At 68.1% G+C, this 13,918-nt stretch carries 17 protein-coding genes; all 17 read left to right on the top strand.

The genetic code is table 11. The features are described 5' to 3' along the window. Positions 1-109 precede the first annotated feature (109 nt). The 17 genes from mftE (at position 110) to JF781_RS15085 (ending at position 13,864) form a co-directional block, all read left to right on the top strand. On the top strand, positions 110-841 hold the full coding sequence (mftE, locus tag JF781_RS15165) for a mycofactocin biosynthesis peptidyl-dipeptidase MftE (protein WP_225330075.1): 732 nt from the start codon (positions 110-112) through the stop codon (positions 839-841). After that, on the top strand, positions 838-2,256 hold the full coding sequence (gene mftF, locus JF781_RS15160) for a mycofactocin biosynthesis glycosyltransferase MftF (protein ID WP_225330076.1): 1,419 nt from the start codon (positions 838-840) through the stop codon (positions 2,254-2,256). The genes mftE and mftF overlap by 4 nt, the downstream gene beginning before the upstream one ends. 8 nt (positions 2,257-2,264) lie before the next feature. Beyond that, positions 2,265-3,704, top strand: a complete 1,440-nt coding sequence (gene mftG, locus JF781_RS15155) for a mycofactocin system GMC family oxidoreductase MftG (protein ID WP_225330077.1) — start codon at positions 2,265-2,267, stop codon at positions 3,702-3,704. Between the two features lie 134 nt (positions 3,705-3,838). Beyond that, positions 3,839-4,438: a TetR/AcrR family transcriptional regulator gene (locus tag JF781_RS15150; protein ID WP_225330086.1), complete on the top strand. Its 600-nt coding sequence runs from the start codon at positions 3,839-3,841 to the stop codon at positions 4,436-4,438. Positions 4,439-4,926: 488 nt separating this feature from the next. Continuing rightward, complete coding sequence (rpsJ, locus tag JF781_RS15145) at positions 4,927-5,232, top strand: 30S ribosomal protein S10 (protein ID WP_003873519.1); 306 nt, start codon at positions 4,927-4,929, stop codon at positions 5,230-5,232. 14 nt (positions 5,233-5,246) lie between these two features. After that, the gene (rplC, locus tag JF781_RS15140; protein WP_225330078.1) at positions 5,247-5,900 is read left to right on the top strand and encodes a 50S ribosomal protein L3; all 654 of its coding nucleotides are present in this window, start codon (positions 5,247-5,249) and stop codon (positions 5,898-5,900) included. Next, positions 5,900-6,571, top strand: coding sequence for a 50S ribosomal protein L4 (gene rplD, locus JF781_RS15135; RefSeq protein WP_225330079.1), 672 nt, complete (start codon positions 5,900-5,902; stop codon positions 6,569-6,571). The genes rplC and rplD overlap by 1 nt, the downstream gene beginning before the upstream one ends. Then, entirely contained in the window at positions 6,571-6,873 is a 303-nt protein-coding gene (gene rplW, locus JF781_RS15130) for a 50S ribosomal protein L23 (RefSeq protein WP_003873516.1), read from the top strand. The genes rplD and rplW overlap by 1 nt, the downstream gene beginning before the upstream one ends. A gap of 28 nt (positions 6,874-6,901) precedes the next feature. Next, positions 6,902-7,744 carry a 50S ribosomal protein L2 gene (rplB, locus tag JF781_RS15125; protein WP_008260807.1) on the top strand — a complete coding sequence of 281 codons (843 nt, stop codon included), beginning with the start codon at positions 6,902-6,904 and terminating at the stop codon, positions 7,742-7,744. Positions 7,745-7,773: 29 nt separating this feature from the next. Further along, positions 7,774-8,055, top strand: a complete 282-nt coding sequence (gene rpsS, locus JF781_RS15120; protein ID WP_009957090.1) for a 30S ribosomal protein S19 — start codon at positions 7,774-7,776, stop codon at positions 8,053-8,055. Then, positions 8,052-8,594: a 50S ribosomal protein L22 gene (gene rplV, locus JF781_RS15115; protein WP_225330080.1), complete on the top strand. Its 543-nt coding sequence runs from the start codon at positions 8,052-8,054 to the stop codon at positions 8,592-8,594. The genes rpsS and rplV overlap by 4 nt, the downstream gene beginning before the upstream one ends. Next, on the top strand, positions 8,594-9,427 hold the full coding sequence (gene rpsC, locus JF781_RS15110) for a 30S ribosomal protein S3 (protein ID WP_225330081.1): 834 nt from the start codon (positions 8,594-8,596) through the stop codon (positions 9,425-9,427). Before rplV ends, rpsC begins: the two co-directional genes overlap by 1 nt. Before the next feature lie 3 nt (positions 9,428-9,430). Next, entirely contained in the window at positions 9,431-9,847 is a 417-nt protein-coding gene (gene rplP, locus JF781_RS15105; protein WP_068073415.1) for a 50S ribosomal protein L16, read from the top strand. Next, on the top strand, positions 9,847-10,080 hold the full coding sequence (gene rpmC / locus JF781_RS15100) for a 50S ribosomal protein L29 (RefSeq protein WP_008260802.1): 234 nt from the start codon (positions 9,847-9,849) through the stop codon (positions 10,078-10,080). Before rplP ends, rpmC begins: the two co-directional genes overlap by 1 nt. Then, positions 10,080-10,427, top strand: coding sequence for a 30S ribosomal protein S17 (gene rpsQ, locus JF781_RS15095; protein ID WP_225330082.1), 348 nt, complete (start codon positions 10,080-10,082; stop codon positions 10,425-10,427). The genes rpmC and rpsQ overlap by 1 nt, the downstream gene beginning before the upstream one ends. A 115-nt stretch (positions 10,428-10,542) precedes the next feature. Further along, positions 10,543-12,903 carry an arylsulfatase gene (locus tag JF781_RS15090; protein WP_225330083.1) on the top strand — a complete coding sequence of 787 codons (2,361 nt, stop codon included), beginning with the start codon at positions 10,543-10,545 and terminating at the stop codon, positions 12,901-12,903. Positions 12,904-12,973: 70 nt separating this feature from the next. Further along, positions 12,974-13,864 carry a formylglycine-generating enzyme family protein gene (locus JF781_RS15085; protein WP_225330084.1) on the top strand — a complete coding sequence of 297 codons (891 nt, stop codon included), beginning with the start codon at positions 12,974-12,976 and terminating at the stop codon, positions 13,862-13,864. The last annotated feature ends 54 nt before the right edge of the window (positions 13,865-13,918 follow it).

Genomic DNA, 13,918 nt, shown 5'->3' with positions numbered 1-13,918 from the left:
ATCGTGGTACTGGCGGGGTAACCGTGACGAACGAGCCGACAATTCGAATGACCGATGAACGGTGCGGAAAAAAACTTATTTTCAAGCTTCAACAATTGGTGCACGCCAGGTGAATTCGTCCTACCATCACCGAGTGCCCGTACTCGGCGAACTAGGAACTGCGACGTCGAGCCAGCTGTCCGGCATCGCGCCGTCGGTCATGGTTCCGCTGGGGTCGACCGAGCAGCACGGTCCACACCTGCCGCTGGACACCGATACCCGGATCGCGACGGCGGTCGCCCGCGGCGCCCGAGCCCGCCTCGGCGACGAGTGGCTGGTGGCGCCGGCCATCGCCTACGGCGCGAGCGGCGAGCACCAGAGCTTCGCCGGGACGATCTCGCTGGGCACCGAGGCGTTGACGCTGCTGCTGGTCGAGTACGGCAGGTCGGCGGCCACGTGGGCGCGGCGCCTGGTCTTCGTCAACGGCCACGGCGGCAACGTCGCCGCGCTGAAGGCCGCGGTGGCCAGGCTGCGCGCCGAGGGCCGCGACGCGGGATGGTGCCCCTGTGTGGCCCCCGGCGCCGACGCCCACGCCGGGCATACCGAAACATCGGTGTTGCTGCACATCTCGCCGGCCGACGTCCGGACCGACCGGTGGCTCGCCGGAAACACCGCACCCTTGCCCGAGTTGCTCGGTTCGATGCGCCGCGGGGGAGTCGCGGCGGTCAGCCCGGTCGGCGTGCTGGGCGACCCGACCACCGCCACCGCCGCCGAGGGTGAGCGCATCGTCGCCGGGATGGTCGACGAGTGTGTTCGCCGCGTCGCCCGGTGGGGGCCGGGGCCGGACGGGATGCTGGCATGACCGCGCCGGCGACGCGGCTGCCCGACGGCTTCGCCGTCCAGGTCGATCGCCGCGTGCGGGTGCTCGGCGACGGCTCGGCCCTGCTCGGCGGTTCGCCGACCCGGCTGCTGAAGCTGGCGCCGGCCGCCCAGGACTTGCTCTGCGACGGCCGGCTGAAGGTGCGCGACGACGTCAGCGCCCAGCTCGCCCGCACCCTGCTGGACGCCACGGTGGCGCACCCGCGGCCCGCGGGCGGTCCGTCGCACCACGACGTCACGGTGGTAATCCCGGTGCGCAACAACCTTTCTGGCGTGCGGCGCCTGGTGAGCGCGCTGCGCGGACTGCGTGTCGTCGTGGTGGACGACGGCTCGTCGCGCCCCGTCGTTCCCGAAGACTTCGTCGGCGCGCACTGCGACATCGAGGTGTTGCGCCACCACCGCAGCAAGGGCCCGGCGGCGGCACGCAACAGCGGGCTGGCGGCCTGCCGGACGGACTTCGTGGCGTTCCTGGACTCCGACGTGGCGCCGCGCCGGGGCTGGCTGGAAGCCCTGCTCGGTCACTTCTGCGACCCGACCGTCGGCCTGGTGGCCCCGCGCATCGTCGGCCTGTCGCACAGCGAGAACGTGGTGGCCCGCTACGAGGCGGTGCACTCCTCGCTCGACCTCGGTGAGCGCGAAGCCCCGGTGCTGCCCCACAGCACGGTGTCCTACGTCCCGAGCGCGGCGATCATCTGCCGGTGCTCGGCCATCCGGGAGGTCGGCGGGTTCGACGAGACCTTGCAGTCCGGCGAGGACGTCGACCTGTGCTGGCGGCTGATCGAGTCGGGTGCCCGGCTGCGTTACGAGCCGATCGCGCTGGTCGCCCACGACCACCGCACCGAACTACGGGATTGGCTTGCGCGCAAAGCGTTTTACGGCGGCTCGGCGGCCCCGTTGTCGGTGCGCCACCCGGACAAGACGGCGCCGGTGGTGATCTCCGGCTGGGCGCTGACCACGTGGATCCTGATGGCATTCGGGTCCACGCTGTCGCGGCTGGCGTCCATCCTGCTGGCCGTCCTGACGGGTCGGCGGATCGCGCGGGCGATGCGCAGCGCGGAGACGTCGATGACCGATGTGGTGACGATCGCGGGCCGTGGCCTGTGGTCGGCGGCGCTGCAGCTGGCGTCGGCGCTGTGCCGGCACTACTGGCCGCTGGCATTAGTGGCCGCGACCATGTCGCGGCATTTCCGGCGGGTGGTGGTGGTCGCGGCCGTCATGGACGGGGTCGTCGACTGGCTCCGCCGCCGGGACGCCATCGGCGATGACATCGAACCGATCGGGCTGCCGACCTACCTGGTGCTCAAGCGCGTCGACGACCTGGCGTACGGGCTCGGGTTGTGGTGGGGTGTGCTGCGGGAGCGCAACGTGCGCGCCCTGAAGCCCCAGATCCGGAGTTAGCCAGCGCCTTGACCGCAGCCGCCTCGCACAGCGATGTGCTGATCGTCGGCGCCGGCAGTGCTGGATCGGTTGTCGCGGAACGCCTTTCCGCCGATCCTGGCCGCACGGTGACCGTCCTCGAGGCGGGCCCCGCCCTCGACGATCCGGGCCTGCTCGCGCGGACCGCCAACGGTCTGCAGTTGCCGATCGGCGTCGGCAGCCCGCTGGTCCGGCGCTATCAGACCCGTCTGACCGAGGAACCCGCCCGCCAGCACCCCATCGTGCGCGGGGCCACGGTGGGCGGATCGGGAGCGATCAACGGCGGCTACTTCTGCCGCGGGTTGCCCCGCGACTTCGACCGCCTCGGCCTGCCGGGCTGGGGATGGTCCGACGTGCTGGACAGCTTCCGCGCCATCGAGACCGACCTGGACTTCGACGGTCCCGCCCACGGCGACAGCGGCCCCATTCTCGTGCGTCGCACCCACGAAATGACCGGCACCACACAGCGTTTCATCACCGCTGCGGAGAGCGCGGGATTCGGCTGGATCGCCGACCTCAATGACGTTGCGGCGGAGCCGGTTTCCGGGATAGGCGCCGTCCCGCTCAATATCGTCGATGGCGTGCGCCGGGGTTCCGGCGCGGCGTACCTGATCCCGGCGCTGAGCCGGCCGAACCTGCGCCTGCACGCGCGGACCCGGGTGGCGCGGTTGCGTTTCGACGGGACCGTCGCGGTGGGGGTGGACGCGATCGGGGCGCACGGCCACGCCACGTTCACGGCCGACCGGATCGTCTTGTGCGGCGGCGCCATCGAAACCGCGCATCTCCTCATGCTCTCGGGCATCGGCGAAGCCGGCATGCTGGCCGCCGCCGGGGTGCCGGTGGTCGCGGCGCTGCCGGTCGGGGCTTCGTTCAGCGATCACGCCGAGTGGGTCCTGCCCACCGACTGGACGGTGGCCCCCGGGCGGCCGGTGCTCGAGGTGGTGCTCAGCACGGCCGACGGCCTCGAGATCAGGCCGTACACCGGTGGATTCGTGGCGATGACCGGCGACGGCACCGCCGGGCACGCCGACTGGCCGCACATCGGGGTGGCGCTCATGCAACCACGCGCGCGGGGCCGCATCACGCTGGTCTCGGCCGATCCCGACGCGGAGCCGCGCATCGAGCACCGCTACGACAGCGAGCCCGGCGACGTCGCCGCCCTGCGCCGGGGCAGCGAATTGGCCCGCGAATTGGCGGGCAGTGCAATCGGTTCCGCGTCAGCCGTCTGGTCTACGTCGCAACACCTGTGCGGCACCGCGCCGATGGGCGTCGACGGGGACCCGCGGGCCGTCGTCGACCCCCGGTGCCGGGTCCACGGCATCGACAACCTGTGGGTGATCGACGGCTCGATCCTGCCCGCGATCACCAGCCGCGGTCCGCACGCCACGATCGTGATGATCGGGCACCGGGCCGCGGAATTCGTTCGGTGACGCCCGGCGGCGATCGCTCCGGCGGCGGCAGACACCGGGGGTTTCGACCCGATAGTCTCGCTCTCAGACAGGAGGTGGTCGCCATTACCGCGGGGACGACCGATCCGCGCCCAGCGAGGTCGCGGGCTAGGCTGCTGGACGCCGCCGTCACGCTGCTGCGCGCCGGGGGCCCCAGCGCGGTGACGGTCGACGCGGTCACCCGCACCGCCAACGTGGCACGGGCGACGCTGTACCGCCACTTCCCGAGCGGAAACGACTTGCTGGCAGCGGCTTTCAACAGCCTGATACCGGCGTCCCCGACCCCGCCGGCCGAGGGGTCGTTGCGTGACCGCCTGGTCGCGGTGGTGCTGGCCCAGGCCGAATCCGTGGCACACGCGCCCACCGTCATGACGGCCATGTCCTGGCTGGCGCTGGGGCGTGACCTGGAGGGGCTGCCCGAACCCCGGCGCAGCGGCAACGCCGACAGCGCGGCGATCACCACCCTGCGCGAGCGGATCGCGCAGCAGTACGCGGAGCCGTTCGACGCGATCTTCGACAGCCCGGAGGCCGCCGAGTTGGGCGAGGTGGACCGATCCCGGGCGATCGCCCTGCTCATCGGCCCGCTGGTGCTCGGCCGCCTGTCCACCCTGCCCGATTTCGACTACCGCGAATGCGCGCTGGCGGCGGTCGACGGCTTCCTGCATGTCCAGGCCAATCGGGCTGACGTGGCGAACACAGAACAGGCGGGTGCTTGAGACCACCCACGAACGTGGTCCGGTGTGCTCATGGGCACTGGTCTCGGCCTTGGCATCGGCCACCTGTGGGCCTCTGACCTGCGCGTTAGCGCCGCGTCGTGACCCCGGCCGGGGCGGGTGCGGGGGATTCGGCCCGAGATCCTGCCCGAATTTTGCTCGGGCCCCGATCTAGGGCATACTGTTCAGGTTGCCTTGAGCCGGGTTTGCGCCTGGTCGGGCATACGACCAGCGTCCAAACGGGCGCGTCCGGTCCCATCCTTTGAGAGCGACGAATTTCGATCGTGAAATCGGCGCGCCGAGGCTGTGGGAGGGTGACACACCCGACCGCGGGGGCCGGTGGACCACGACAGGTAAACAGCGGCGCACTATCCGGCGCAACGCTCGATCGGCCAACAACGGCCGGCCCGATCGGCGCGCCGGTGGCACTGAGGACATGGATTATTTGAGCCCGGGTAACGGGGCTCAACGGGAGCGAGGGTAGGAGAAGCGTGGCGGGACAGAAGATCCGCATCAGGCTTAAGGCCTACGACCACGAGGCTATCGACGCGTCGGCGCGCAAGATCGTCGAGACCGTCGTCCGCACGGGTGCCAGCGTCGTAGGGCCGGTGCCCCTGCCGACCGAGAAGAATGTGTATTGCGTCATCCGCTCACCGCACAAGTACAAGGACTCGCGGGAGCACTTCGAGATGCGCACGCACAAGCGGCTGATCGACATCCTCGACCCGACGCCGAAGACGGTTGACGCGCTGATGCGCATCGACCTTCCGGCCAGTGTCGACGTCAATATCCAGTAGGGAGTTACAGAGCAATGGCGCGTAAGGGCATTCTCGGTACCAAGCTGGGCATGACGCAGGTATTCGACGAGAACAACAGGATTGTGCCGGTGACGGTCGTCAAGGCCGGGCCGAACGTGGTGACCCGCATCCGCACGCCGGAGCAGGACGGCTACAGCGCCGTGCAGCTGGCGTACGGCGAGATCAGTCCGCGCAAGGTCAACAAGCCGGTGACCGGTCAGTACGCGGCCGCGGGCGTCAACCCGCGCCGGTTTCTGGCCGAGCTGCGGCTGGACAACCCGGACGCGGCCGCCGAATACCAGGTCGGCCAGGAGCTGACGGCCGAGATCTTCAGCGACGGCAGTTACGTCGACGTGACCGGCACCTCCAAGGGAAAGGGCTTCGCCGGCACCATGAAGCGCCACGGCTTCCGTGGTCAGGGCGCCAGTCACGGCGCCCAGGCGGTGCACCGTCGCCCGGGTTCCATCGGTGGTTGCGCCACCCCCGCCCGCGTGTTCAAGGGCACCCGGATGGCGGGCCGGATGGGTAACGACCGGGTGACCGTCCAAAACCTGTTGGTGCACAAGGTCGATACCGAGAACGGCGTGCTGCTGATCAAGGGTGCGGTCCCCGGCCGCACCGGTGGACTCGTGGTGGTCCGCAGCGCGGTCAAACGAGGTGAGAAGTGATGGCAGCACAAGGTTCCAAGACGCTCAAGATCGACGTCAAGACACCGGCCGGCAAGGTCGACGGCTCGATCGAGTTGCCGGCCGAATTGTTCGACGCCCCGGCCAATATCGCGCTGATGCACCAGGTCGTCACCGCGCAGCGCGCGGCGGCGCGCCAGGGCACGCACTCGACCAAGACGCGTGGCGACGTCAGTGGCGGTGGCCGCAAGCCGTACCGGCAGAAGGGAACCGGCCGCGCCCGGCAGGGTTCCACGCGGGCCCCGCAGTTCACCGGTGGTGGCGTCGTGCACGGCCCCAAGCCGCGTGACTACAGCCAGCGCACGCCCAAGAAGATGATCGCCGCGGCATTGCGCGGTGCGCTGTCCGACCGGGCGCGCAACGGGCGCATCCACGCGATCACCGAAATTGTCGCGGGCCAAACCCCGTCGACAAAGGACGCCAAGGCGTTCTTGAGCACGCTGACCGACCGCAAGCAGGTGCTGGTCGTGATCGGACGCAGCGACGAAGCCGGCGCCAAGAGCGTGCGCAACCTGCCCGGTGTGCACATTCTGACGCCCGGCCAGCTCAACACCTATGACGTGCTTCGCTCCGACGACGTGGTGTTCAGCGTGGAGGCCCTCAACGCCTACATCAGCGCCAACACCGGTACCCCCGAGGAGGTTTCGGCCTGATGGCGACCGTCACTGACCCCCGCGACATCATTCTGGCCCCGGTCATCTCGGAGAAGTCCTATTCGCTCCTCGATGACAACGTGTACACGTTCGTGGTGCACCCCGATTCGAACAAGACGCAGATCAAGATCGCCATCGAGAAGATCTTCTCCGTCAAGGTCGCATCGGTGAACACCGCGAACAGGCAGGGTAAGCGGAAGCGCACCAGGACCGGATTCGGCAAGCGCAAGAGCACCAAGCGGGCCATCGTCACGCTGGCGCCGGGTAGCAAGCCGATCGATCTGTTCGGGGCACCGGCCTAGCCGCCGCGAGAGGAAGACCTGATTAGACATGGCAATTCGTAAGTACAAGCCGACGAGCCCAGGCCGTCGCGGCGCAAGCGTGTCCGACTTCTCCGAGGTCACTCGTTCCACCCCGGAGAAGTCGTTGGTACGGCCGCTGCACGGTCACGGCGGGCGTAACGCGCACGGCCGCATCACCACCCGCCACAAGGGTGGCGGACACAAGCGCGCCTACCGGGTGATCGACTTCCGTCGCAACGACAAGGACGGCGTCAACGCCAAGGTCGCCCACATCGAATACGACCCCAACCGCACCGCCAACATCGCGTTGCTGCACTTCCTGGACGGGGAGAAGCGCTACATCATTGCGCCGCAGGGACTTTCGCAGGGCGACGTGGTGGAGACGGGTCCGAACGCGGACATCAAGCCGGGCAACAACTTGCCGTTGCGCAATATCCCGGCCGGTACCGTGATCCACGCCGTGGAACTGCGGCCGGGCGGTGGCGCCAAGCTGGCGCGGTCGGCCGGCGCGAGCATTCAGTTGCTCGGTAAGGAGGGCACCTACGCGTCGCTGCGTATGCCCAGCGGTGAGATCCGCCGCGTCGACGTGCGCTGCCGCGCCACCGTCGGCGAGGTGGGCAACGCCGAGCAGGCGAACATCAACTGGGGCAAGGCCGGCCGCATGCGGTGGAAGGGCAAGCGCCCTTCGGTCCGTGGTGTGGTCATGAACCCGGTGGATCACCCGCACGGTGGTGGTGAGGGCAAGACCTCCGGTGGTCGCCACCCGGTGAGCCCGTGGGGCAAGCCCGAGGGCCGCACCCGCCATCCCAATAAGGCCAGCAACAAGCTCATCGTGCGACGCCGGCGTACCGGCAAGAAGCACGGTCGCTGAGGAAGCCCAGGACCAGGAGTAGTCAGCACATGCCACGCAGCCTGAAGAAGGGCCCGTTCGTCGACGGCCACCTGCTCAAAAAGGTGGACGCGCAGAACGAGAAGAACACCAAACAGGTGATCAAGACATGGTCGCGCCGTTCGACGATCATTCCTGACTTCATCGGCCACACCTTCGCGGTCCACGACGGACGCAAGCACGTCCCGGTGTTCGTCACCGAGTCGATGGTCGGTCACAAGCTTGGTGAATTCGCGCCCACCCGCACCTTCAAGGGACACATCAAGGACGACCGGAAGGCCAAACGGCGATGACCACAACTGAATTTCCGTCGGCGGTGGCCAAAGCACGCTTCGTGCGGGTGTCGCCGAGGAAGGCGCGTCGGGTGATCGACCTGGTGCGCGGCCGCTCGGTGACCGACGCGCTGGACATCTTGCGCTGGGCGCCGCAGGCCGCCAGTGAGCCGGTGGCCAAGGTGATCGCCAGCGCCGCCGCCAACGCGCAGAACAACAACGGGCTGGACCCGTCGACCCTGGTGGTCGCCACCGTCTACGCCGACGAGGGCCCGACAGCCAAGCGCATCCGCCCGCGCGCCCAGGGCCGCGCGTTCCGGATTCGCAAGCGCACCAGCCACATCACGGTCGTGGTGGAGAGCCGCCCGGCGAAGGACCAGCGGTCGGCGAAGTCGACCCGGGCCCGTCGCGCCGAGGCCAGCAAGGCCGCCGCCAAGAAGGCGCCGGCCACCAAGGCGCCCGCCAAGAAGACCGCGGCAAAGGCGCCCGCGAAGAAGGCCGCACCGAAAGCCGAAGCCAAGACGTCTGAGACCTCTGACGCGAAGGGAGGCTCAGACTAGTGGGCCAGAAGATCAATCCGCACGGCTTCCGGCTGGGCATCACGACCGACTGGAAGTCACGCTGGTACGCCGACAAGCAGTACTCGGACTACGTCAAGGAAGACGTCGCGATCCGCCGGCTGCTGTCGACGGGCCTGGAGCGGGCCGGGATCGCCGACGTGGAGATCGAGCGCACCCGCGACCGCGTCCGGGTGGACATCCACACCGCGCGTCCGGGCATCGTCATCGGCCGTCGCGGCACCGAAGCCGACCGGATCCGTGCCGACCTGGAGAAGCTGACCGGCAAGCAGGTGCAGCTCAACATCCTCGAAGTCAGAAACCCTGAGTCGCAAGCACAATTGGTGGCGCAGGGCGTCGCCGAGCAGCTGAGCAACCGGGTCGCGTTCCGTCGGGCGATGCGCAAGGCCATCCAGTCGGCGATGCGCCAGCCCAACGTCAAGGGCATCCGGGTGCAGTGCTCCGGCCGTCTCGGCGGCGCCGAGATGAGCCGCTCGGAGTTCTACCGCGAGGGCCGGGTGCCGCTGCACACGCTGCGCGCCGACATCGACTACGGCTTGTACGAGGCCAAGACCACCTTCGGCCGGATCGGTGTGAAGGTGTGGATTTACAAGGGCGACATCGTCGGTGGCAAGCGCGAATTGGCCGCCGCCGCTCCCGCGGGCGCCGAGCGTTCCCGCCGCGAACGTCCGTCGGGCACCCGCCCGCGCCGCAGTGGCGCGTCGGGCACCACGGCCACCAGCACGGAGGCCGGCCGGGCAGCCAGTGCCGAAGAGGGCGCTGCAAGCGCCGCGGCCGCCGCACCCGCTGCAGAACCGCAAAGCACGGAGAGCTGAATCATGTTGATTCCACGCAGAGTTAAACACCGCAAGCAGCACCACCCCCGCCAGCGCGGCATCGCCAGCGGCGGCACGGCGGTGAACTTCGGTGACTACGGCATCCAGGCTCTGGAGCACGCCTACGTCACCAACCGGCAGATCGAGTCCGCTCGTATCGCCATCAACCGGCACATCAAGCGTGGCGGCAAGGTGTGGATCAACGTGTTCCCCGACCGCCCGCTGACCAAGAAGCCCGCGGAAACCCGGATGGGTTCGGGTAAGGGTTCGCCGGAGTGGTGGGTGGTCAACGTCAAGCCGGGCCGGGTGCTGTTCGAGCTGAGCTACCCCAACGAGCAGATCGCCCGCGCCGCGCTCACCCGCGCGATCCACAAGTTGCCGATCAAGGCTCGCATCGTGACTCGAGAGGAACAGTTCTGATGGCAGTGGGAATTTCGCCGGGCGAACTGCGCGAGCTCACCGACGAGGAGCTGACCGAGCGGTTGCGCGAGTCCAAGGAAGAGCTGTTCAACCTGCGCTTCCAAATGGCGACCGGCCAGCTCACCAACAACCGCCGGCTCCGCACCGTGCGTCAGGAGATCGCGCGCGTCTACACCGTGCTGCGCGAACGAGAACTGGGCCTGGCTTCCGGGCCCGATGGTAAGGAATCGTGATGGCAGAAGCCAAGAAGGCCGCCCCCAAGAAGGCCGCCGCAGCCCAAGCCGCGTCGAAGGATAAGGGCCCCAAGAACACTCCGGCCAACCCGAAGGTGCGCGGCCGGCGCAAGGTGCGCATCGGTTACGTGGTCAGCGACAAGATGCAGAAGACCATCGTGGTCGAACTGGAAGACCGCGTGCGTCACCCGCTGTACGGCAAGATCATCCGGACCACCAAGAAGGTCAAGGCGCACGACGAGAACAGCGCCGCCGGAATCGGCGACCGCGTCTCGCTGATGGAAACGCGCCCGACGTCGGCGACCAAGCGCTGGCGGCTCGTCGAAATTCTGGAAAAGGCGAAGTAAGGCCTCGAGCGACATCGAAACGCCCGGGACGTGATCGTCTCGGGCGTTTTGCTTGCCGAATGTAACGCCACTGCGAAAAAACGCGGAAAGTTCGCGGCCACGTTACGCTCGGCGCATGTCCACTGACTCGCGAGGCTTCCAAGGCAAGATCGAGCTCGATATCCGGGATTCCGAACCGGATTGGGGCCCGTATGCCGCGCCGACCGCGCCGCAGAACGCACCGAACGTCCTTTATCTGGTCTGGGATGACACGGGCATTGCGACCTGGGACTGCTTCGGCGGCTTGGTCGAGATGCCCGCCATGTCGCGTATCGCCGAGCGTGGCATCCGGCTTTCGCAGTTTCACACCACCGCGCTGTGTTCGCCGACCCGGGCGTCGCTGCTGACCGGGCGCAACGCCACGACCGTGGGCATGGCCACCATCGAAGAGTTCACCGAGGGCTTCCCCAACGCCAACGGCCGCATCCCGTTCGACACGGCCCTGCTGTCCGAGGCTCTCGCCGAACAGGGATACAACACCTACTGCGTGGGCAAGTGGCACCTGACGCCGCTGGAAGAATCGAACCTGGCGTCGACGAAGCGGCACTGGCCGATCGCGCGGGGCTTCGAGCGGTTCTACGGGTTTCTGGGCGGCGAGACCGACCAGTGGTATCCCGACCTGGTGTACGACAACCACCCGGTGAGCCCGCCGGCAGCCCCGGAGGACGGCTACCACCTTTCGAAGGACCTCGCCGACAAGACGATCGAATTCATCCGCGACGCCAAAGTGATTGCGCCCGAGAAGCCTTGGTTCTCCTACGTGTGCCCCGGCGCCGGGCACGCGCCGCATCACGTCTTCAAAGAATGGGCCGACCGCTACGCCGGCCGCTTCGACATGGGCTACGAGCGCTACCGCGAGATCGTGCTGGAGCGGCAGAAGTCGATGGGAATCGTGCCGCCGGACACCGAATTGTCGCCGGTCAACCCGTATCTCGACGTGAAGGGGCCCGGCGGCGAGCCGTGGCCCCTGCAGGACACGGTGCGGCCCTGGGACTCGCTGGCCGACGACGAGAAGAAGCTGTTTTCCCGGATGGCCGAGGTGTTCGCCGGGTTCCTGAGCTACACCGACGCCCAGATCGGCCGGATCCTGGACTATCTCGAGGATTCCGGTCAGCTCGATAACACCATCATCGTGGTGATTTCCGACAACGGCGCCAGCGGCGAGGGCGGCCCGAACGGTTCGGTCAACGAGGGCAAGTTCTTCAACGGCTACATCGACACGGTCGAAGAAAGCATGAAGCTGTTCGAGCATCTCGGCGGCCCGCAGACCTACAACCACTACCCGATCGGGTGGGCGATGGCGTTCAACACGCCCTACAAGCTCTACAAGCGGTACGCCTCCCACGAGGGCGGTATCGCCGACAGCGCAATCATCTCCTGGCCCAACGGGATTGCCGCGCACGGCGAGGTCCGCGACAACTACGTCAACGTCTGCGATATCACGCCGACGGTCTACGACCTGCTCGGTCTGGCGCCGCCGCAAACCGTCAAGGGCATACCCCAGAAACCCCTGGACGGCGTGAGTTTCAAAGCGGCCCTTGCCGATCCGAAAGCCACCACCGGCAAGAGCACCCAGTTCTACACCATGCTGGGTACCCGCGGGATCTGGCACGAGGGGTGGTTCGCCAACACCGTGCATGCGGCAACACCGGCCGGCTGGTCGCATTTCGACGCCGACCGCTGGGAGCTGTTCCACATCGAGGCCGACCGCAGCCAATGCCACGACCTCGCGAACGAAAAGCCGGAAAAACTCGAAGAACTCAAGGCGTTGTGGTTCTCGGAAGCCGCCAAGTACAACGGGCTGCCGCTGTCGGATTTCAACATTCTGGAGACCCTGGGGCGGTCGCGACCGTACCTGGTCGGCGACCGGTCCAGCTACATCTACTATCCCGATTGTGCGGATGTGAGCATCGGCGCCGCCGCCGAAATCCGCGGCCGGTCGTTCTCGGTGCTGGCCGAGGTGACCATCGATACCAGCGGCGCCGAGGGTGTGCTGTTCAAGCAGGGCGGCGCGCACGGCGGGCATGTGTTGTTCATCCAGGACGGGCGGCTGCATTACGTGTACAACTTCCTGGGCGAGCGCCAGCAGGAGGTCTCCTCGGCGCGGGCCGTGCCGTTGGGCAGGCATCTGTTCGGCGCCAGCTATTCGCGCACCGGCACGGTCGAAAACAGTCATACGCCGCTCGGTGACCTGACGCTGTTCATCGACGACGAGGTCGTCGGCACGCTCGCCGGGGTGACCACCCATCCCGGCACCTTCGGGCTGGCCGGTGCCGGCATCACGGTCGGTCGTAACGGCGGATCTGGTGTCTCCAGTCGCTTCAAGGTGCCGTTCGCGTTCACCGGCGGGACCATCGCCCAGGTCACCGTCGACCTGTCCGGCCGCCCCTATCGGGACATGGAAACCGAGATCGCGCTTGCCTTTTCGCGCGACTGACGGCGGCCGCGCGAGGCGCGCGCCGGCGATGCCCGGATCAGTCGAACAGAGTTCGTCCTACCCTGGACTGGTGCTGAGCGAACTGGTCGACCTCCCCGGCGGGTCATTCCGCATGGGCTCGACTAGCTTTTACCCCGAAGAGGCGCCGATCCATAGCGTCACGGTGGGTGCCCTCGCGGTGGAACGGCACCCGGTGACCAATGCGCAGTTCGCCGAATTCGTCGACGCCACCGGGTATGTGACGGTGGCCGAGCAACCGATCGACCCGGCGCTGTACCCCGGGGCGGATCCCGACGATCTGTGCCCGGGCGCAATGGTTTTCCGACCGACGCCGGGGCCGGTGGACCTGCGTGACTGGCGACAGTGGTGGCAGTGGGTGCCGGGCGCGAGCTGGCGTCATCCGTTCGGCCCCGACAGCGACGTGGCGGACCGCGGCGATCATCCGGTGGTGCAGGTCGCCTATCCCGACGCGGCCGCCTACGCGCGCTGGGCGGGGCGGCGGCTGCCGACCGAGGCCGAGTGGGAGTACGCGGCCCGCGCTGGGACGACGACGACGTACTCGTGGGGTGAGGAGCCCACCCGCGATGGCCGGCTGATGGCCAACACCTGGCAGGGCAGCTTCCCCTACCGCAATGACGGGGCGCTCGGCTGGGTGGGGACCTCGCCGGTCGGCACGTTTGCGCCCAATGCGTTCGGCCTCGTCGACATGATCGGCAACGTCTGGGAATGGACCGCCACCGAGTTCTCCCCGCATCACCGGCTCGATTCGCCGCCGAAGGCCTGCTGTACCCCGGCGGGCCGCGCCGATCCGTCCGTCAGCCAGGCGTTGAAGGGCGGCAGCCACCTGTGCGCGCCGGAGTACTGCCACCGATATCGGCCGGCGGCCCGGTCGCCGCAATCGCAGGACTCCGCGACCACCCACATCGGGTTTCGCTGCGTGGCGGATTCGCCGTCAGCCTAGGTCGGGTGGGTTGTCGGACCCTCGTGGCATACTCGAACACATGTTCGATGAGGC

This window comes from Mycobacterium sp. WUMAC-067, assembly GCF_020217485.1.
Classification (GTDB): domain Bacteria; phylum Actinomycetota; class Actinomycetes; order Mycobacteriales; family Mycobacteriaceae; genus Mycobacterium.
This window is presented reverse-complemented; position numbering and strand designations above follow the sequence as displayed.

Bases quoted from the DNA above. Each gene is read 5' to 3' on its own strand.
- mftF (WP_225330076.1), top strand. From the start codon at position 838: ATGACCGCGCCGGCGACGCGGCTGCCCGACGGCTTCGCCGTCCAGGTC.
- rplC (WP_225330078.1), top strand. From the start codon at position 5,247: ATGGCGCGTAAGGGCATTCTCGGTACCAAGCTGGGCATGACGCAGGTA.
- rplD (WP_225330079.1), top strand. From the start codon at position 5,900: ATGGCAGCACAAGGTTCCAAGACGCTCAAGATCGACGTCAAGACACCG.
- rplW (WP_003873516.1), top strand. From the start codon at position 6,571: ATGGCGACCGTCACTGACCCCCGCGACATCATTCTGGCCCCGGTCATC.
- rplB (WP_008260807.1), top strand. From the start codon at position 6,902: ATGGCAATTCGTAAGTACAAGCCGACGAGCCCAGGCCGTCGCGGCGCA.
- rpsS (WP_009957090.1), top strand. From the start codon at position 7,774: ATGCCACGCAGCCTGAAGAAGGGCCCGTTCGTCGACGGCCACCTGCTC.
- rplV (WP_225330080.1), top strand. From the start codon at position 8,052: ATGACCACAACTGAATTTCCGTCGGCGGTGGCCAAAGCACGCTTCGTG.
- rplP (WP_068073415.1), top strand. From the start codon at position 9,431: ATGTTGATTCCACGCAGAGTTAAACACCGCAAGCAGCACCACCCCCGC.
- rpmC (WP_008260802.1), top strand. From the start codon at position 9,847: ATGGCAGTGGGAATTTCGCCGGGCGAACTGCGCGAGCTCACCGACGAG.
- rpsQ (WP_225330082.1), top strand. From the start codon at position 10,080: ATGGCAGAAGCCAAGAAGGCCGCCCCCAAGAAGGCCGCCGCAGCCCAA.
- JF781_RS15090 (WP_225330083.1), top strand. From the start codon at position 10,543: ATGTCCACTGACTCGCGAGGCTTCCAAGGCAAGATCGAGCTCGATATC.